Genomic DNA, 19,623 nt, shown 5'->3' on the forward strand with positions numbered 1-19,623 from the left:
AACGGCTTTTGGGGTCAGATCCGTTTTCCTGCGGAAAACGGATCTGACCCCAGATTTATTTCGATACCTGACAGATGTGTCGACCAAGGTCGACACCTACCAACAGCCGCGGAGATCTGTCAGGGGTAGGGCGGTGTCGGAGTGCGGGGTGTCAGCCGCATGGATGCGGCTGCCAAGCCTCCATGGACGGATTCACGGCGTCCCCGCACTCCGACACCGCCCCGCCCACGCACAGATAGCCCGCTTTTGACGTTGACGTTGCCCTGGCTTGAAGCAGGTGCAGGGCTGCAAGCCCTGCCGAAACCCACCCCTACCATGACTGCAGTCACTTGCCCGAATGCCCGCCGCTGGCGAAAGTCGAGGAGTTGACGTGATCGGATCGGTCCTTTGCCGGCCGCACGGAAGTGAGAGAGAGACGCAGTGCAACGACGTGAGTTCCTGGCATTTTCCGGTCTGGGCCTGGCGGGCCTGGTCCTGCCGCATTCGCGGCTGATCGCCGCCGAGCAGCTGCTGGCTCCGGTCGACCCGGCCAAGCGCCGACGCCTGGCCGAGGTCGCCCTTGGCGCCGCACGCGCGGCCAAGGCCAGCTACTGCGACGTGCGCATCGGCCGCTACCTCAACCAGTCAGTGATCACCCGCGAACACCAGGTCGGCAACGTGACCAACCGCGAATCGTCCGGTGTGGGCGTGCGGGTGATCGTCAACGGTGCCTGGGGGTTCGCCGCCACCCACCAGCAGACCGAAGCGGCGGTGCGCACCGCCGTCGAGCAGGCCACGGCCATCGCCCGCGCCAATGCCAGCATCCAGACCCGGCCGGTGCAGCTGGCGCCCACCCCGGCGGTGGGCGAGGTGCGTTGGCAGACGCCGATCCGCCGCAATGCGATGGAAGTGCCGATCCAGGACAAGGTCGAGCTGCTGCTGGCGCTCAATGCGGCCGCGCTGAATGCGGGTGCCGACTACATCAATTCCACCCTGTTCCTGGTCAACGAGCAGAAGTACTTCGCCTCCAGCGACGGCTCGTTCATCGACCAGGACATCCACCGCATCTGGCTGCCGTTCACTGCCACCGCCATCGACAAGGCCAGCGGCAAGTTCCGCACCCGCGCCGGCCTGTCCTCGCCGATGGGCATGGGCTACGAGTTCCTCGATGGTGATGCCAGCGGCAAGGTGCAGCTGCCCGGCGGCATCACTGCGTACCGTGATTCCTATGACCCGGTCGAAGACGCCATTGCCGCCGCCCATCAGGCGCGCGAGAAGCTGAAGGCGCCCTCGGTGAAACCCGGCAAGTACGATCTGGTACTGGATCCGTCCAACCTGTTCCTCACCATCCACGAAAACGTGGGCCATCCGCTGGAGCTGGACCGCGTGCTCGGCTACGAAGCCAACTACGCCGGCACCAGCTTCGCCACCCTGGACAAGCGCGATGCCGGTTTCCGCTGGGGCAGCGACATCGTCACCTTCTTCGCCGACAAGACCCAGCCGGGCAGCCTTGGTGCGGTCGGCTACGACGACGAAGGGGTGAAGACCCAGCGCTGGGACCTGGTGCGCGACGGCATCCTGGTCGATTACCAGGCCACCCGCGATGAGGCGCACATCCTCGGCCGCGACGCCTCGCATGGCTGCAGCTATGCCGACTCGTGGTCCAGCGTGCAGTTCCAGCGCATGGCCAATGTCTCGCTGGCCCCGGGCAAGGCGCCGCTGAGCGTCGAGGACATGGTCAAGGACGTGGAGAACGGCATCTACATCCACGGCCGTGGCTCCTATTCCATCGACCAGCAGCGCTACAACGCGCAGTTCGGCGGCCAGCTGTACTACCAGATCAAGAACGGAAAGATCACCGGCATGGTCGAGGATGCGGCCTACCAGATCCGCACGCCGGAGTTCTGGAACGCCTGCAGCGCCATCTGCGATGAACGCGACTTCCGCCTCGGCGGTTCGTTCTTCGACGGCAAGGGCCAACCCGGCCAGGTGTCGGCGGTCTCGCACGGTTCGTCCACCACCCGTTTCAACGGCATCAACATCATCAACACCGCGCGCAGTCTCGGCGCTTGAGCCACCCGTCCTTCATGGAGAGCAGCCTTGCACAGACGTGACTTCCTGGCCCTGACCGGGCTTACCGCTGGCGGCCTGATCGTGCCGTCGTTCTTCGGCAAGGCGATCGCCGCCGAGCAACTGCAGTCCAGCCTCGACCCTGCGCTGAAGAAGCGCCTGGCCGACGCCGCCCTGCAGGCCGCGCGCAGCGCCGGCGCCACCTACTGCGACGTGCGCATCGGCCGCTACCTGCGGCAGTTCGTGATCACCCGCGAAGACAAGGTGCAGAACGTGGTCAACACCGAGTCCACCGGTGTCGGCATCCGCGTGATCGTCAACGGCGCCTGGGGCTTTGCCGCCACCAATGCGCTCAGCACCGCGGACGTGGCCCGTGCCGCGCAGCAGGCGGCGGCAATCGCCAAGGCCAACGCGGGCGTGCAGACCGCGCCAGTGCAGCTGGCCAAGGCGCCGGGCGTGGGCGAGGTCAGCTGGAAGACGCCGATCCGCAAGAATGCGATGGAGGTACCGATCAAGGAGAAGGTCGACCTGCTGCTGGACGTCAACGCCGCGGCGATGGGCGCTGGCGCCAGCTTCGTCAATTCGATGCTGTTCCTGGTGAACGAGCAGAAGTACTTCGCCTCCACCGACGGCTCGTACATCGACCAGGACGTGCACCGCATCTGGGCACCGATGACGATCACCGCCATCGACAAGGCCAGCGGCAAGTTCCGCACCCGCGAAGGCCTGTCCGCACCGATGGGCCTGGGCTACGAGTACCTGGATGGCGCTGCTGCCGGCAAGGTGCTGACGCCCAATGGCGTGGTCAACTACGGCTCCTCCTACGACATGAAGGAAGACGCCATCGCAGCGGCCAAGCAGGCGCAGGAGAAGCTGAAGGCGCCGTCGGTGAAGCCCGGCAAGTACGACCTGATCCTTGATCCGTCGCACACCTGGCTGACCATCCACGAGTCGATCGGCCACCCGCTGGAACTGGACCGCGTGCTCGGCTACGAAGCCAACTATGCCGGTACCAGCTTCGCCACCCTGGACAAGCGCGAGCAGCGTTTCCAGTACGGCAGCGAACACGTGAACATCTTCGCCGACAAGACCCAGCCGGGCAGCCTCGGCGCGGTGGCGTACGACGATGAAGGCGTGAAGTGCAAGCGCTGGGACCTGATCAGCAACGGCAAGCTGGTCGACTACCAGACCATCCGCGACCAGGCCCACATCCTCGGCAAGACCGAATCCGATGGCTGCTGCTACGCCGACTCCTGGTCCAGCGTGCAGTTCCAGCGCATGGCCAACGTGTCGATGGCGCCGGGCAAGGCGCCGTTGAGCGTGTCGGACATGATCAAGGACGTGGAGAACGGCATCTACATCATCGGTGACGGTTCGTTCTCGATCGACCAGCAGCGCTACAACGCGCAGTTCGGCGGCCAGCTGTTCTACGAAATCAAGAACGGAAAGATCACCCGCATGCTTGAAGACGTGGCCTACCAGATCCGTACACCGGAATTCTGGAACGCCTGCAGCGCCGTCGCCGACGAGCGCGACTACCGCCTGGGCGGTTCGTTCTTCGACGGCAAGGGCCAGCCCGGCCAGGTCTCGGCGGTCTCGCACGGGTCTTCGACCGCGCGCTTCAACGGCATCAATGTCATCAACACCGCACGCAGCCTCGGCTGACCGGTCAGGAGCCCTTACACCATGAGTATCTTCACCGAAGCCCAGGCCAAGGCCATCCTCGACAAGGTCATCGCCCTGTCCAAGGCCGATGAGTGCACCGCCGTACTGGCAGGGTCGATCAACGGCAACATCCGTTTCGCCCTGAACAATGTGTCCACCAGCGGCATCGTCGACAACACCGAACTGGCCGTCACCGTGGCCTTCGGCAAGCGCGTCGGCACCGCCTCGATCAACGAGTTCGACGACGCCGCGCTGCAGCGCGTGGTCCGCCGCGCCGAAGACCTGGCCCGCCTTGCCCCGGAAAACCCGGAGTTCATGCCGGCCATCGGCAAGCAGAGCTATCGCGCCAGCCCGACCTTCAGCGAATCCACTGCCGCCATCGATCCCGCCTTCCGTGCCAAGGTCGCCGCCGATTCGATCGCGCCGTGCCGTGGCAACGGGCTGATCGCTGCAGGCTTCCTCGAAGACGGCCAGGGCTTCTACGCTACGGCCAACAGCAACGGCAACTTCGGCTACCAGCGCACCACCAACTTCGACTACACCTGCACCGTGCGCACCGAAGACGGCCGTGGTTCGGGCTGGGTGGGTCGCAACCTGAAGGACGCGGCCGACTTCAAGGCCGACCAGGATATCCGCATCGCGATGCGCAAGGCCACCGAGTCGCAGGAAGCCAAAGCGCTGGAACCCGGCAAGTACACGGTGATCCTGGAGCCGGCGGCGGCCGCGGGCCTGATCAGCTTCATGATGAACTTCTTCAGCGCACGCTCGGCCGATGAAGGCCGCAGCTTCCTGTCCAAAAAGGGCGGCGGCAACAAGCTGGGCGAGCAGGTCTACGATCCGCGCGTGAACATGCATGCCGACCCGTGGCATCCGGATGCGCCGGTGCTGCCGTGGGACAACGAGGGCATGCCGCGCGAGCGCATCGCCATCATCGAGAACGGCAAGGTCGCCAACCTCGACTATTCGCGCTTCTGGGCGCAGAAGCAGGGCAAGACCGCCAAGGCCACGCCCGGCAACCTGCTGATGAGCGGTGGCGACAAGAACACCGCCGAGCTGGTGCGCGGCACCCAGAAGGGCATCCTGGTCACCCGCACCTGGTACATCCGCATGGTCGATCCGCAGACCGTGCTGCTGACCGGCCTGACCCGCGATGGCACCTTCTACATCGAGAACGGGCAGATCAAGCACCCGGTGAAGAACTTCCGCTTCAACGAATCGCCGGTGATCATGCTCAACAACATCGAAGAGCTGGGCAAGCCGGTGCGCGTGGCCGGTGACGAGTCCAGCTTCGTGATGATGATTCCGCCGATGAAGCTGCGCGATTTCACCTTTACGTCGTTGTCCGACGCGGTCTGATGGATCGTCGGGCCTGCCTGCGCTGGTTGGCCACTGCCGCTTCGGCGGCGGCGCTGCCGGCTTGGGCGCAGGCAGGCCCGCGCAGTTCGCGCTACGACTTCTGGTTCACCCGCCTGCAGTACGACTCCGGCGACTGGGACGTGGATGCGCGCATGCCGTCCAACCTGATCACCTCGCTGATCGACTACACCTCTTTGCGTGTGGACCCGCAGGAACGCGTGGTGGCCCTGGCCGACCCACGCATGCTGGAAGCGCCGTTCTGCTACCTGGCCGGGCACACCCTGGTCGAGTTCAACGCCGCCGAACGGCAGAACTTCGTGCGCTACGTGCGCAACGGGGGCTTCGTCTTCGTCGACGACTGCAACCACGATATCGATGGCCTGTTTGCCACCTCGTTCGAGGCGCAGATGGGCCGGCTGTTCGGGCCGAAGGCGCTGCAGAAGCTACCCAACAGCCACGCGCTGTACCGCAGCTTCTTCCGCTTCCCCGACGGCCCGCCAGCGACCAGCTTCGAGCTCAACGGCTGGGGCGATGACCTGGTGCACGACTACCTGAAAGGCATCGACGTCGAGGGCCGGCTGGGTGTGCTCTACAGCAACAAGGACTACGGCTGCGAGTGGGACTACGACTGGCGCAACAAGCGTTTCCTGGCCGAAGACAACACCCGCTTCGGCGTCAACATCGTGATGTACGCATTGAACAATTGAACGGACCACGCCCATGACCTCCCCCGACCTCGATTCCCTGCTGCCGCGCCTGCACGATCTGCGTGCTGCGCTCGCCCACGCCGTGGTCGGCCAGCACACGGTGGTCGAGCAGCTGCTGATCGGCCTGCTGGCCGGTGGCCACTGCCTGCTGGAAGGCGCGCCGGGGCTGGGCAAGACCCTGCTGGTTCGCTCGCTGGGGCAGGCACTGGAACTGCAGTTCCGGCGCGTGCAGTTCACCCCGGACCTGATGCCCAGCGATATCCTCGGCACCGAACTGCTGGAAGAAGATCACGGTACCGGCCATCGCCATTTCCGCTTCCAGCAGGGCCCGATCTTCACCAACCTGCTGCTGGCCGACGAGCTCAACCGCACCCCGCCCAAGACCCAGGCGGCGCTGCTGGAAGCGATGCAGGAACGCACGGTCAGCTACGCCGGCACGACCTACACGTTGCCGGCGCCGTTCTTCGTGCTGGCCACGCAGAATCCGATCGAACAGGCCGGTACCTATCCCTTGCCCGAAGCACAGCTGGACCGCTTCCTGCTGCACGTGCTGGTTGATTACCCCAGCGAAGAAGAAGAGCGGCAGATCCTGGAACAGACCACCGGTAGTGTCGCTGGAAGCGTGCCGAAGGTGATGGATGCCGAAGCGGTGATCGCGCTGCAGGCGGCGGTGCGCCAGGTGCATGTCAGCCCCGACGTGCTGGCCTGGATCACCCGCCTGGTCCGCGCCAGCCGTCCCGGCGGGGGCGCACCGGCGGCGATCAACCAGTGGGTGAAATGGGGTGCGGGCCCGCGTGCCGGGCAGTCGCTGGTGCTGGCCGCCAAGGCGCGCGCACTGCTGCAGGGACGTTTCGCCGCCACCCGCGAGGATGTGCAGGCGCTGGCCGCACCAGTGATGCGTCATCGCCTGCTGTTGTCCTTTGCCGCCGAGGCCGAGCAGAAGCGGGCTGACGATGTGGTCGCCGCACTGCTGCAGGCCGTTCCATTCCCGGGTTGATCCACTGGTGACCGCCGGCACGCCACTGCTGCTGCCACCCGACCTGCGTGCGCGCTTGCGTGCGCTGCGGCTGTGGCCACGCCTGGCCAGCGGCGCGAGCGGCATCGGTCAACATGCCAGCCGCAGCCGCGGTGCCGGCCTGGAATTCGCCCAGTACCGCGCCTACGAACCCGGTGACGAACTACGCCAGATCGACTGGAAGCTGTACGCGCGCTCGGACCGCTTCTTCGTGCGTGAATCCGAGCGCGAAAGCCCCATCACGGTCTGGCTGCTGCTTGATGCCACCGCCTCGGCTGGCCAAGCCGACCGCGCGGCACCTGGACGCAGCCGCCTGGACCACATGCGGCAGCTGGCGGCCTGCGTGGTCGAGCTGGCGCTGCAGCAGGGTGATCGCTTCGGCCTGCTGGCCATCGATGGCGAAGGCCTGCAGCTGGTGCCGGCCGCACATGGCGCGCGCCAGCGCGACCGCGTGCACCTGCACCTGCAGGCCCTGCAGGCGCGTGGCGGATGGCCGGCCGCCGAGCGCCTGCGGCCATTGTGGGAGCGCGTTCGCCCCGGCGATCTGCTGCTGGCCATCGGCGATGGCTTCGATGACGCGGGCATCGTGCTGCTGGAGCAGCTGGCCAGCGCGCGCCGCGAGGTGATGCTGCTGCAGGTGCTGACCGCCGACGAGCGCGATTTCCCGTTCGACGCAGGCCATCGTTTCCGCGACCCGGAAACGGGCGAGGAACTGCTCGGCGATGGCGCCGCGATCCGCGCTGATTACCTGCAGCGCTTCGCCGAGGCCCATGCCGCGCTGCGGGCGCGGTTGCAGTCCAGTGGCATCGCCACCGCCACCGGTTGGCTCGACCAGCCGCTGGACCAACCGCTGCAGGCGCTGTTCGGCCGCAGGGCCGGCGCATGAGTCTGCTGTTTCCGCTGGGCCTGGCCGCGCTGGCCGCATGGCTGTTGCCACTGCTGATCCACCTCGCCCGTCGTCATCCCTATACGCCGCTGGATTTCGCCGCGCTGCGCTGGCTGCGCGCCCAGATGCGACCGCGCCAACGCATCCGCTTCGATGATTGGCCGCTGTTGCTGGTGCGCCTGCTGTTGCTGGCCGCACTGGCCCTGCTGCTGGCGCGCCCGGCGCTGACCGGGCCTGCACCGGTGCCAGCGGCGTGGACGGTGGTGGCACCGGGCCTGGACGCGACCGCACTGCGCGGCAGCGCCGATGCACGCAACTGGCATTGGCTGGCGCCGGGCTTCCCGCCCATCGACCAGCCCACGCCGGTGGACGCTGCCTCCCTGCCCAGCCTGCTGCGCGAGCTGGATGCGCAGCTGCCCGCCGGCACCGCGCTGACCGTACATGTACCCGATCCCTTGCCCGGCCTTGATGGCGCCCGCCTGCAGTTGTCGCGCGAGGTGCAGTGGCAGCTGCACACACTGGCCGTCACCGCGCCAGCGCAAGCCTCCATAGCACCACGCCTGCGTACGCGCAGCGATGCGCCGGCGGCAGCGCGGCAATGGCTGGGCGCGTTGCAGCGCGCATGGAGCACGCAACCACTGGCGGCGCCCTTGGCAAACGATGCGTTGCCGGGTCGCGGCGAGATCGGCGTGTGGACCGGCACCGATGTACTGCCTGGCACCTGGCAGAGCTGGCTGCAGCAGGGCGGCACGGTGCTGACCGCCACCAAGCCGCCCGCGGGTGCAGCCGTCCTGCTGCGTGATGCAGACAATGCACCGCTGCTATGGCAGCAACGCATCGGCCAAGGCCGCCTGCTGCATCTGCGCGGCGAATGGAACGCGGCCCGCAACAGTGCACTCCGCGATGACCGCCTGCCCCGCGACCTGCTGCAGGCCCTGCAACCGCCATCGACCCCGCACCTGGGTGATGCGCAGGACCAGGCGCCACGTCGCGCGACGCTGCCAGCGGCAACGCCACCCCTGCGTGAACCAACCTCCTGGCTGCTGTTGATGATCGTGCTGCTGTTCGCGCTTGAGCGCTGGATGGCGAGCAGCGCGCGACGCAGGGCTGCACCATGAAGACGCTGCAACAGGCATGGCAGCGCGCACGCCGGCGCCGCGCCGCGATAACTCTGCTGCTGGGCCTGCCATGGGCGTTGGCAGCGGCGGCACTGGCGCTGCGCCTGTCGGGTTTCGATATCGCCTGCGTCGTGGCGACCGTGGCCCTGCTCCTCACTGCGGCCGTGGCAACCACGCGCGCCCGGCAGCTGGACCGGCGCTGGCTGCAGCGCAAGCTGGATGCCAGTGGCGCCAGCGAGGACAGCGCCGACCTGCTGTTCGCCGACGCCGGCACGCTCAATCCACTACAGCAGCGCCAGCGCACGCACGTGCTGGCGGCGCTTGACCGCAACCTCCCCGAGTTGCGACCACGTTGGCCGCGCAGGGCAGTGGTGCTGTGCTGGATCGGCGGCATCGCCGTCGCTGGGCTGGCGCTGGGCTGGCCGCACAACACGGTACCGCGCACTGCCGCCCTTGCGCCACCGCAAAGCAACGCAAAACCCGGTCCGCTGCGCCTGCAGTCCACCCGCCTGCGCATCGATGCACCGACCTACACCGGCCAACCCACGCGTACGCAGAACGCGCTCGACGCGAAGGTCGCCGCCGACAGTCGCCTGTCCTGGTCGCTGCGCTTTGACCGTGCGCCCCGCAGGGCCTGGCTGCAATTCCACGACGGCCGTCGCCTGCCATTGCGCGAGCACGACGGTGAATGGCAAGCGCAGGACATGGCGCGCACGCCGCTGCTGTATCGCGTGGTCAGCGAACCGGCGCTGGCAGACACCCGCCTGCATCGGCTCGACGTTGTGGCCGACCGTGCGCCCACGGTGCGCGTGATCGCCCCTGCTGCCAGCCTGGTGCTTGGCACACCCGGGCAGCGGCAGTGGGCGCTGCGCTTCGAGGCCAGCGACGATCATGGCGTCAGCCCGCAGGCGGCGCTGTCGATCACTACCACCCAGGGCAGCGGCGAGAACATCACCTTCGTCCGGCGCAGCGTGACCCTCAACGGCAATGGCGAGTCGACCGCACGACGCTTTGCCCACACCCTTGACCTGGCCGCGCTTGGCGCACAGCCCGGCAACGATGTGATCGCCCAGCTGGAAGTGCGCGACAACCACACGCCGACTGCACAGCTCGGCCGCAGCAGCAGTGTGATCCTGCGCCTGCCCAGCACCGAAGCGGTGCTCGGTGCCGAACTGGAAGGCCGCATCAAGAAGACCCTGCCTGCGTACTTCCGCAGCCAGCGGCAGATCATCATCGATGCCGAGGCGTTGATCCGCGAACGCCGGGGCCTGGCCGCCGATACTTTCGTCAAGCGCAGCGATGCCATCGGCGTCGACCAGCGCATCCTGCGCCTGCGCTACGGCCAGTTCCTGGGCGAGGAAAGCGAGGGCGCGCCGAAGCCGCCGCCGACCAGCGACCTGCCCACCAGCGATACGCCCGCGGCCGACGCGCACGATGACGACCATGACCACGATCACGAGGCGCAGGCAGGCGCACATGACGAGCACGGCCACGACCATGGCGGCGCCGCCAGCGGCAGCGACACGCCGCCGGTGTTCGGCAGCGCCACCGACGTGCTGTCCGAGTACGGGCATACCCACGACCACGCCGAGGCGGCGACGCTGCTTGACCCGCAGACGCGCGCCACGCTGAAGGCAGCACTGGACCAGATGTGGTCGGCCGAAGGCGAGCTGCGCCAGGGGCGCCCCGAGCAGGCCCTGCCGTTTGCCTACAAAGCGCTGGCATTCATCAAGCAGGTGCAGCAGGCCGAGCGCATCTACCTGGCCCGCGTCGGCCCGGAGCTGCCGCCGATCGACGAGGGCCGACGCCTGAGCGGCGACCGTGCCGGGTTGGCCAACCGCGAGCTGCCGCTGGCCGCGCGCACGCCCCCGGACCCGGCCGTCGTCGAGGCCTGGCAGCGATTGGGCGACGATGCCAGCACGCCCGACCTGGACATGCTGTCCGCCTGGCAGCAACGCAACAGCGCCTTCCTGCCCGACGCACTGGACCTGGCTGCCGCCATCGAGCAACTGCGCATCGAACCCGGCTGCACCGAGTGCCGGCAGCGCCTGCGTGCGCAGCTGTGGCGCGCACTGCAGCGGCCACTGCCGCAGGTGATGCGACGCAGTGCAGCCGATGCCATGGGGCAGCGCTACCTCGACGCGCTGGAGGCGCAGCCATGAGCACATCGGCAGTGAACGTGTGGATCGCGCTCGTGCTGGGGCTGATCGTGCTCGTCGCCAGTGCGCGCCAGCTGCGTTCGCCGACGCGGGGTCGCCGCCATCTGATCGCCGTACTCACGCTGCAGGCCGCCGCCGCTACGCTGCTGTACGTCTGCCTGCTGCCGCCATCACAACGCGCTGCCTCGACCGGCCTGGTGGTGATTGGCGCCGAGGCCGACAAGGCGGGTGCACTGCCGGCCGGCGCCACCCGGGTGCTGCTGCCGGAAGCAACGGACGTGGCGGGTGCAGCGCGCGTTCCGGACCTGGCCACCGCATTGCGCCGTTATCCGTCTTCCACGATGATCCTGGTCGGTGCCGGCCTGGCCGCGCGTGATCGCGATACCGCACTGCCCACCGCTACGCGCTGGCAGGCAGCGCCTGCACTCAATGGGTGGATCGCTCTGCAGCCGCCTGCGGACGCAGCTCCCGGCGCACGCTTCGATGTGCACGCACAGGCACGCGGCGTGCAACGCGCGCAGGCCGAACTGCTGGACCCGGCTGGCGCGGTGGTTGATCGTGCACCACTGGCGGCCGATGGCCGTGTACAGCTCAGCGGCATCGCCCGCGCCGAAGGCCGTAGCGTGTTCCAGCTGCGTCTGCTGGATGCGCAGGGCCATGTGGCCGACACTGTGCCGGTGCCGCAGCAGACACTGGCTGCCGCTCCGCTGCGCCTGCTGGTGCGCGCTGCTGCACCGGGCGCCGAACTGAAGTACCTGCGCCGCTGGGCCACCGATGCCGGCATCCGCGTGCAGGTACAGGCCGAGACCGGCGCAGGTCTCAGCCTGGGCGATGGCAGCGTGGCGTTGGACGCAGCCACTCTGGCGCGCAGCGACCTGCTGCTGCTCGACGAACGCAGCCTGGCCGCACTCGGCGCCGGTCAGGTGGCGGCCGTGCGCCAGGCCCTGCGCGACGGCCTGGGCCTGCTGGTGCGCAGTACCGGCACGCCATCGGCCAGCGCACGGCAACGCCTGCGCGATCTCGGCCTGTCTTTGCAGGGCGATGCCAGCAGCCAGGTCGCGGCAATGGCCGCCGAGGGTGACGCCACGATGTTGCAGGCACGTCGTGGGCCCGTTGCCGCCGGCACCCTGCCCACCGGTGATGGCGAAGAAGCGGACCGCGCGTCCCACGCGGCGGCGCTGCCGCCGCTGGAGTCCCTGGCACTGCAGGCTGCCGACAGCCGCCCCCTGCTGCAGGATCGCGACGGCAAGCCCGTCGGCGGTTGGCACGCCGTCGGCAAGGGGCGCATCGGCCTGCTGCCGATCACTGACAGCTGGCGCTGGGTACTGGCCGGTCGCGAGGATCGCCACGGCGAGTTGTGGAGCACGGTGTTCGCCACCCTGGCACGCGCGCAGGCTGGCACCGAAGGCCCATGGTCGCCACAGGCACTGGCCTGGGCCGGCGAACGCCAGTCGCTATGCGGCGTGAAGGCACCGTTGCAGGCCTTCGACACACACGGCAAGAGCGTGCCGCTGGTCGTCGACGGCGGTACCGGCACAGCGCGATGTGCGGGCTGGTGGCCGCGCCAGGCCGGTTGGCAGCGTCTGCAGCACGGCGACCGCACGCACTGGCGCTACGTGTTCGATCCGAAGCAGGCCCCAGCGCTGCACCGGCAAGCGATGATCGATGCCACCGCGCAGCGTCTGGCTGCTTCCGCACCGGCTACCGCGCCAGCGGACCAGCGCGTACCGGGATCGCGCTGGCCGTGGTGGTTGGCGTTCGTGCTGTGCGCATCGCTGCTGTGGTGGCTTGAGCGGCGACGCTGATTGGATCGCGAACACCATCCACGCATGGCGTGGATCTACTGACGCCATGCGTGAATCGAAGGAATGTGCCGTTCAACGTTTCCCGGCGCGCCGGTACACACCGTTGAAGCGCACGTTCATGCCGCCGCACTCGCTGTTGTCGGCCACGATCAGCACGTCCCCCAGCAGCTGCGCGTGCACCGTGCAGGTGTCCTCCACGAAGTCGACCTGGCCGCCACGCGGCACCGCCTGCGCACTCACCGCGCCGATGTTCGGGCCGCCCGGGCGTTCGGCCGGCGTCGGGTTGGCCGAGGGCCAGTAGGCATCGCCTTCCACGTGCAGCTGACCGTCGCGCACGCGGATCCGCAGGCCGTTGTCACTGTCCTTCCAGTCTCCCGACCAGGCCTGCAGCGCAGGCGCGGGTACCGGCAACGCCTGCAGCTTGCTGCTATCCACCCAGCCGGCGCTGCCACCCACCTTGTTCGGGAAGAACGCGCAGCGGTAGCGGCCAAGATCACGCCCGGTCACCACCGTATCGCCGCTCACCACGTAGCTGCGCTGGCGGCAGGTGGGTTCGCCCTTGGCCGGGCAACCGTCCATGTCGCCCAGCAGGTACAGGCGCGGCGTACCGACCACCTTGGCCAGGGCAAAGCCCGATTGCTCCGAAGGAAACGCGCCATTGCGGCAGGAGCCACCATCGGTCAGCTCGCTGGCGGCGGCGGCAAGCGGGCTCAGCGTCGCAAGCAGGAACAGGGTACGTCGCAGCATCCAGGCAGCCTCGAAAGGAAGGCCCGCAGGATACTGCCTACTTCTCCGGGAGTGCGCCGCAACCATCCTGCTGCGCGCAGAACTGCAGCGCGCGCCGTTGCTGCTCGGCGTTCAACTCCGGTGGTGGCCGGGCGATGGCCGACTGAATCTGGTCCGGACCACCTGTGAGCTTGTTCAACCCCCTGCCCGCGGCCATCACGCCCTTGACCACGCCCATCATGATGTAGCCACCGGCCATGCTGACCTGTTCGGGCGACGGCGGCTCGCTCCAGTCGCGGCTGAAGCGGTTGTTCTCGGCCTTCAACGGGTTCTTGAAGCGGTACAGGTCCAGCGGCTGGTCGTCTTCGGGCTTGAGCGCACGCACTTCGCCCAGCGTGGTGACGTCCCCCTGCGCAGGCGGGATGACGACAGGCGCGTCATCAGCGGCAGACGGCGCAGTGGGTGCCAATACGGGATCAGGCGTGGGCACGGGAACGGCCACCGGTGCCATCTGCTGCGCCTGCGCGATACCCGCCAGCAGCATGCCAGCCAGAAGTGCTCCCTGCGTTGCGCGTTTTGCCACGGCCATCGGCCCTTGCCAGTTGCGTCCAGCTGTCGAGGATACGGATGCCGGCTTCAGATTTCGTTGGGGGCGCTACCGGCGTTCAGCTTGTGCCCGACCTCACGGTTCCGCGCAGCCGCCACGCACCTTGCAATGATTTGCATTGCGCACACCGAAGCATGCCATGAGCCTGCAGGCCCCTCTGAGCACCTTCACGCCAATGAGCCTTCCACCGCCCTGCTGCTGCGATCGCTCTCGCCTGCTGTGGTGCTGATGATGTCACCCGCTGCGACCCTCCTCCTGCTTGCGGTGCTGCTGGCGATGCTGGTGACCTGCTGCATGCAGTGGGCTTCGGATGAACGCGCCGCCCTGCGCCTGCTGCGCCGCAATCCCCCTTTGCGCCTGCTCACCGAAGATGAAGACGCTGCACTGGCGACGTTGCGTGCGCTCAGCGGGCGGAAACACGACACACAGGTCCGCGTCCTGTCCGGGGCTTTCAACGGGACTTCCGGTTTCGGCAACCGCCCCTTCCATCGGGCCTACCTCGGCGATGTCGCCGTGCTGCTGCCATTCGATGCCTGGCGGCATGTTGCTGCAGACAATCACGCAGAGGTCGTTCTGGGTGGCGACTCGGCTCTGGTGGTCCGGCTGAATGGATTTCACATCGTCGGTGCCCGCCAACGGGTGGCTGCCGAAGAAGCCGAGCATGCGGCCGCCTCTGAGGGACCACTGCAACGCAAAGGGCGTATCGCGCGGCCGATTGCTGCGTGCACGGTCCGCGGGCAGCGGCTGGAGACGGCTGCCGAAGTAGCGATGCGCCGGGGTGATGGCGTCCGCTGGCCCGGCATTGTCATCGCACTGCTTGCGCTGGCAGCGCTGCCCGCGCTGCAGATCGACGTCGCGCTGTGGTCGCGGCTGTTCCTGGGTCTTCCGCTGTGCGCCGTGGCCGGTACCGCCGTGTGGATGGCATGGCCACGCCAGCGTGGCCCACGTGTGCCGCAACCGGTTCTGCAGCTCAGCGGCGTGCTCAACCAGCTGCCCAGCAGCCATTCCCCCCACTGGCTGCTGGGCAGCGACCACAGCGTGCAGCTGCCTGCGGAGTGGTTGGCATGCAAGCGCTTCCGCAGTGGGCAGTATCTCGAACTGGCAGTCAGGAAGAGCGATGGACTGGTACTTGCCGCCGGTCGGGAGTGGTCGCTGGTAGCGGATCGCGCACGATTCTCCCCGGGGGACGCGGCCCGGAGCCTGATATGGCTATGGTTGACACTGTGCGTGATGCTGTTCGGCGGATTGTTCGTTGAGTTACCGCTGGCTGCATCAAACACATGCGCCACTGCAAAGGCTTCCACCGACGCACTTACGCTGTTGCATGGGGTGTGGTGGCCACTTACCGGTGCAACCGGGATCTGGCATTCCATGCAGATCATACGTCGGTCGCGAAGGAACCGGCAGTGCCAGGCATGGCGCGGCGCCGCATTGGCCGCACGTACGCCACCGACGCACTGAATGATTCACGCCATCCTGTCGCGGCGTCTCACATGCTGAGACTCATCTGTGGTGCCATGTGATCCCCTGAAAATCCTCTTCCCATGGCCTACGAACTCGCCAAGCGCACCGCCGATGCGGAGCAGCAGCTTGCTACCCGCGATGGCCTGCCCGCCCGCGATGGCGCTCTGCTCAGCGCACGCCTGCAGCGCCGCTACCAGGATCGCATCACCGGCAGTTTCGTCATTCCCGGCCGTGAAGGCCGCTATGCGCCGATTCCCGATTCCGTGCCACCGGCCCTGGCTGCGGCACTGAAGGCACGCGGTATCGAACAGCTGTACAGCCATCAGGCGGAGGCCTGGGACGCCAGCCTGCGCGGCGAACACGTGGCCATCGTCACCCCCACTGCCAGTGGCAAGTCGCTGTGCTACACCCTGCCGGTGGTCAGCGCCGCCATGCAGGACAAGGCCAAGGCGCTGTACCTGTTCCCGACCAAGGCACTGGCGCAGGACCAGGTGGCCGAACTGCTGGAGCTCAACCGCGCCGGCGACCTCGGGGTGAAGGCCTTCACCTTCGATGGCGACACCCCCGGTGATGCACGCCAGGCGATCCGCCTGCATGGCAACATCGTGGTCTCCAACCCGGACATGCTGCACCAGGCGATCCTGCCGCATCACACCAAGTGGGCACAGTTCTTCGAGAACCTGCGCTATATCGTCATCGACGAAGTGCACACCTATCGCGGCGTGTTCGGCAGTCATGTCACCAACGTGCTGCGCCGGCTCAAGCGCATCTGCGCGTTCTACGGGGTGCAACCGCAGTTCATCCTGTGCTCGGCCACCATCGGCAACCCGCAGGCGCATGCCGAGGCGCTGATCGAAGCGCCGGTCACCGCCATCACCGAATCCGGCGCGCCCAGCGGGCCGAAGCAGGTGCTGCTGTGGAACCCGCCGGTGATCAACCCGGACCTGGGCCTGCGTGCTTCGGCGCGCTCGCAGAGCAACCGCATCGCCCGCATCGCGATCAAGTCTGGCCTGAAGACACTGGTGTTCGCGCAGACCCGGTTGATGGTGGAGGTGCTGACCAAGTACCTGAAGGACATCTTCGACCACGACCCGCGCAAGCCTCCGCGCATCCGCGCCTACCGCGGTGGCTACCTGCCCACCGAGCGCCGCGAGACCGAGCGCGCGATGCGTGCCGGCAACATCGACGGCATCGTCAGCACCTCGGCGCTGGAACTGGGCGTGGACATCGGCAGCCTGGACGTGGTGATCCTCAACGGTTATCCGGGCAGCGTGGCCGCCACCTGGCAGCGCTTCGGCCGCGCCGGCCGCCGCCAGCAGCCTGCACTCGGGGTGATGGTGGCCAGTTCGCAGCCGCTGGACCAGTACGTGGTGCGCCATCCGGACTTCTTCGCCGAAGCGTCGCCGGAACACGCGCGCATCGCGCCCGACCAGCCGTTGATCCTGTTCGATCACATCCGCTGCGCGGCGTTCGAGCTGCCGTTCCGGGTCGGCGATGGCTTCGGCCCGATCGATCCGGAAGTGTTCCTGGAAGCACTGGCCGAAACCGAGGTGATCCACCGCGAAGGCGAGCGCTGGGAATGGATCGCCGACAGCTATCCGGCCAACGCGGTCAGCCTGCGTGCGGTGGCCGACGGCAACTTCGTGGTGGTCGACCGCAGCGATGGCCGCCAGCAGATCATCGCCGAGGTCGACTATTCGGCTGCCGCGCTCACCCTGTACGAAGGCGCCATCCACATGGTGCAGTCCACCCCCTACCAGGTGGAAACGTTGGACTGGGAAGGCCGGAAGGCTTACGTCACCCGCACCCACGTGGACTACTACACCGACAGCATCGACTTCACCAAGCTCAAGGTGCTGGACCGTTTCGATGGCGGCGTGGCCGGCCGTGGTGATTCGCACCATGGCGAAGTGCACGTGGTGCGCCGCGTGGCCGGCTACAAGAAGATCCGCTACTACACCCACGAGAACATCGGCTACGGTCCGGTCAACCTGCCCGACCAGGAACTGCACACCACCGCAGTATGGTGGCAGCTGCCGCAGGCGCTGCTGCTGCGCGCCTTCGCCAGCAAGCAGGACGCACTGGATGGTTTCCTTGGCGCCGCCTATGCGCTGCATATCGTTGCCACCGTCGCGGTGATGGCCGATGCACGCGACCTGCAGAAGTCGGTGGGCAACGGCGATGGCACCTGGATCGCGATTGCCGACCAGGGCGGCCGCGGCCAGCTGCGTGGCAGCGATGGCGAGCCGGGCGCGGTGGAACTGCTGCAGGAGTTCGTGCCGACCGTCTACCTGTACGACAACTTCCCCGGTGGCGTTGGTCTGAGCGAGCCGTTGTGGCAGCGCCAGGCCGAGCTGGTGCAGCGCGCGCGCGAACTGGTACAGCGCTGCGACTGCAGGGCGGGTTGCCCGGCCTGCGTCGGCCCGGTGCTGGCCGCGCAGGAAGAAGATGAAACCTCGCCGCGTGCCTTGGCGCTGCGCGTGCTCGACCTGTTCGATGCCGATGCCTGCCAGCACGTCGCCGACGCAGTGGTGAGCACGCGCGACCCGATGGAGCTGATCGCCCCGTGAGCCTGAGCCTGGATAAGCTGCGCCTGCTGCGGAAGCAGGCCGGTGACCCGAAGGCAGCCACGCCTGCCGTGCCGGCGCAGGACACGCCACCGGCCCCCTTGGCCGCCAACGATGCGCGGCAGCCACCGACCGAGCGTTCGGTGTTCGCCTGGGTGGAACAGGAGATCCGCCACAAGCCGACCGGCACGGCCACCTCCACGCCTGCGCCGTCAGCACTGCGACGGCCCGAGGTCGGCAGCCTGCATCGCCTGCTCGGCATGCGCTCGCGTGGCGGCCCGGCGCCGGCACGTGCCAGCGCGCAGGACCGCCAGCTGCCCGGCAACGAGATCGCACCCGGCCTGTTCCTGATCGAGTCGCTGCTGCCACAGCCGATTCCCGCCATGCCGCTGTCGCTGGCCTTCGCCAAGCGCGAGGGTGAGCACGTGACGGCGCGCAACCTGCTGTTCTTCGATACCGAGACCACCGGCCTGGCCGGCGGCACCGGCACCCGCGCCTTCATGATCGGCGCCGCCGACTGGCACGTGTGCCCGCAGCGCGGCGAGGGTCTGCGCATCCGCCAGTTGCTGATCTCCACGATGGCCGCTGAAGAAGCCATGCTGGCCACCTTCGCCCGCTGGCTGCAGCCGCATACCGTGTTCTGCAGCTACAACGGCCGCAGCTACGACGCACCACTGCTGAAGACGCGTTACCGGCTGGCCCGACAGGCCGATCCCATCACTGCACTGGACCACGTCGATCTGCTGTATCCCACCCGCCGCCGTTATCGCGGCACGTGGGAGAACTGCAAGCTGTCCACCATCGAGCGGCAACTGCTGCGCGTGGTGCGCCAGGACGATCTGCCCGGTTCGGAAGCCCCGGGCGCGTGGCTGCGTTTCCTGCGCGGCGGCGATGCGGTGAACCTGCGCCGGGTGGCCGACCACAACCACCAGGACGTGGTGACCCTGGCGCTGCTGCTGCAGCGGCTGGTGCGGGAAGAGCAGCGCGAACGGGAGACGCTGGCGCTGGTAAGCGGATGATCGGGAAGGGCGGGTTCAGGTCGCGTTGACATCGCTGACACACGTCCCGGCGACACTGCCGCTACTGAACGTCACCCAGGAGTAGTCCCATGCGTCGATCCTCCCTGTTGCTGCTGGCGGCCATCCTGCCGCTGGCGGCCTGCAGCCATGCCGGTGGCAACACCTCCGCCGATGCCGGCAGCCTGCCGGCCAAGGTGTCCGATGGCCCGCAGGAATGCAGGCCCGATGCGTTGGAGGCCTTCACCGGCAAGACCGCCGATGAAGCGACGATCAAGAAGCTGGTGGCCGAGAGTGGCGCGCGCAATGCACGCGTGGTCAAACCGGGGATGGCGGTCACCATGGACTTCCGCCAGGACCGCGTGACCGTGCAGGTGGACACGCAGAACCGCATCGAGCGCGCCAGCTGCGGCTGATCGACCCGGGGTCGTGCCGGCCGCTGGCCGGCACCCCCACATTGCCGGCCAACGGCCGGCAATGTGG

Annotated in this window: 14 protein-coding genes and 1 pseudogene; 13 read left to right on the forward strand and 2 right to left on the reverse strand. The window is 67.8% G+C overall.

Features of this window, described 5'->3' with window-relative positions:
- Positions 1 to 420 precede the first annotated feature (420 nt).
- The 9 genes from WKB25_RS18895 to WKB25_RS18935 are packed head-to-tail and all read left to right on the forward strand — an operon-like array spanning position 421 to position 12,760.
- Positions 421 to 2,052, forward strand: coding sequence for a TldD/PmbA family protein (locus WKB25_RS18895; RefSeq protein ID WP_340572330.1), 1,632 nt, complete (start codon positions 421 to 423; stop codon positions 2,050 to 2,052).
- Between the two features lie 27 nt (positions 2,053 to 2,079).
- Positions 2,080 to 3,714 carry a TldD/PmbA family protein gene (locus WKB25_RS18900; RefSeq protein ID WP_340572331.1) on the forward strand — a complete coding sequence of 545 codons (1,635 nt, stop codon included), beginning with the start codon at positions 2,080 to 2,082 and terminating at the stop codon, positions 3,712 to 3,714.
- Positions 3,715 to 3,735: 21 nt separating this feature from the next.
- On the forward strand, positions 3,736 to 5,070 hold the full coding sequence (locus WKB25_RS18905; RefSeq protein WP_340572333.1) for a TldD/PmbA family protein: 1,335 nt from the start codon (positions 3,736 to 3,738) through the stop codon (positions 5,068 to 5,070).
- Entirely contained in the window at positions 5,070 to 5,777 is a 708-nt protein-coding gene (locus WKB25_RS18910; RefSeq protein ID WP_340572335.1) for a DUF4159 domain-containing protein, read from the forward strand. The genes WKB25_RS18905 and WKB25_RS18910 overlap by 1 nt, the downstream gene beginning before the upstream one ends.
- 13 nt (positions 5,778 to 5,790) lie before the next feature.
- A complete protein-coding gene (locus tag WKB25_RS18915; protein ID WP_340572336.1) occupies positions 5,791 to 6,774 on the forward strand; it encodes a MoxR family ATPase in 984 nt (327 codons plus the stop codon).
- A gap of 7 nt (positions 6,775 to 6,781) precedes the next feature.
- The gene (locus tag WKB25_RS18920; protein WP_340572337.1) at positions 6,782 to 7,678 is read left to right on the forward strand and encodes a DUF58 domain-containing protein; all 897 of its coding nucleotides are present in this window, start codon (positions 6,782 to 6,784) and stop codon (positions 7,676 to 7,678) included.
- Entirely contained in the window at positions 7,675 to 8,796 is a 1,122-nt protein-coding gene (locus tag WKB25_RS18925; RefSeq protein WP_340572339.1) for a BatA domain-containing protein, read from the forward strand. The genes WKB25_RS18920 and WKB25_RS18925 overlap by 4 nt, the downstream gene beginning before the upstream one ends.
- Positions 8,793 to 10,958, forward strand: a complete 2,166-nt coding sequence (locus tag WKB25_RS18930; RefSeq protein WP_340572341.1) for a hypothetical protein — start codon at positions 8,793 to 8,795, stop codon at positions 10,956 to 10,958. The genes WKB25_RS18925 and WKB25_RS18930 overlap by 4 nt, the downstream gene beginning before the upstream one ends.
- The gene (locus WKB25_RS18935; RefSeq protein WP_340572343.1) at positions 10,955 to 12,760 is read left to right on the forward strand and encodes a hypothetical protein; all 1,806 of its coding nucleotides are present in this window, start codon (positions 10,955 to 10,957) and stop codon (positions 12,758 to 12,760) included. Before WKB25_RS18930 ends, WKB25_RS18935 begins: the two co-directional genes overlap by 4 nt.
- 72 nt (positions 12,761 to 12,832) lie before the next feature.
- On the opposite strand, the gene WKB25_RS18940 is transcribed toward WKB25_RS18935, so the two are convergent.
- Positions 12,833 to 13,507, reverse strand: coding sequence for a hypothetical protein (locus tag WKB25_RS18940; RefSeq protein WP_340572345.1), 675 nt, complete (start codon positions 13,505 to 13,507; stop codon positions 12,833 to 12,835).
- A gap of 37 nt (positions 13,508 to 13,544) precedes the next feature.
- Positions 13,545 to 14,075, reverse strand: coding sequence for a hypothetical protein (locus WKB25_RS18945; RefSeq protein ID WP_340572348.1), 531 nt, complete (start codon positions 14,073 to 14,075; stop codon positions 13,545 to 13,547).
- An 81-nt stretch (positions 14,076 to 14,156) separates the two neighbouring features.
- Between WKB25_RS18945 and WKB25_RS18950 the strand changes: the two genes are divergently transcribed.
- The 4 genes and pseudogenes from WKB25_RS18950 (at position 14,157) to WKB25_RS18965 (ending at position 19,556) form a co-directional block, all read left to right on the forward strand.
- On the forward strand, positions 14,157 to 15,554 hold the full coding sequence (locus WKB25_RS18950; RefSeq protein ID WP_340572351.1) for a hypothetical protein: 1,398 nt from the start codon (positions 14,157 to 14,159) through the stop codon (positions 15,552 to 15,554).
- An 83-nt stretch (positions 15,555 to 15,637) separates the two neighbouring features.
- Positions 15,638 to 18,127, forward strand: coding sequence for a DEAD/DEAH box helicase (locus tag WKB25_RS18955; RefSeq protein WP_340572353.1), 2,490 nt, complete (start codon positions 15,638 to 15,640; stop codon positions 18,125 to 18,127).
- Between the two features lie 200 nt (positions 18,128 to 18,327).
- Positions 18,328 to 19,143, forward strand: a pseudogene (locus WKB25_RS18960) (ribonuclease H-like domain-containing protein); the annotation flags it as partial.
- 89 nt (positions 19,144 to 19,232) lie between these two features.
- A complete protein-coding gene (locus tag WKB25_RS18965) occupies positions 19,233 to 19,556 on the forward strand; it encodes an I78 family peptidase inhibitor (protein ID WP_340572356.1) in 324 nt (107 codons plus the stop codon).
- Positions 19,557 to 19,623 lie beyond the last annotated feature (67 nt).

The sequence above is a fragment of the Stenotrophomonas sp. G106K1 genome, from assembly GCF_037969685.1.
Classification (GTDB): Bacteria; Pseudomonadota; Gammaproteobacteria; order Xanthomonadales; family Xanthomonadaceae; genus Stenotrophomonas; species Stenotrophomonas lactitubi.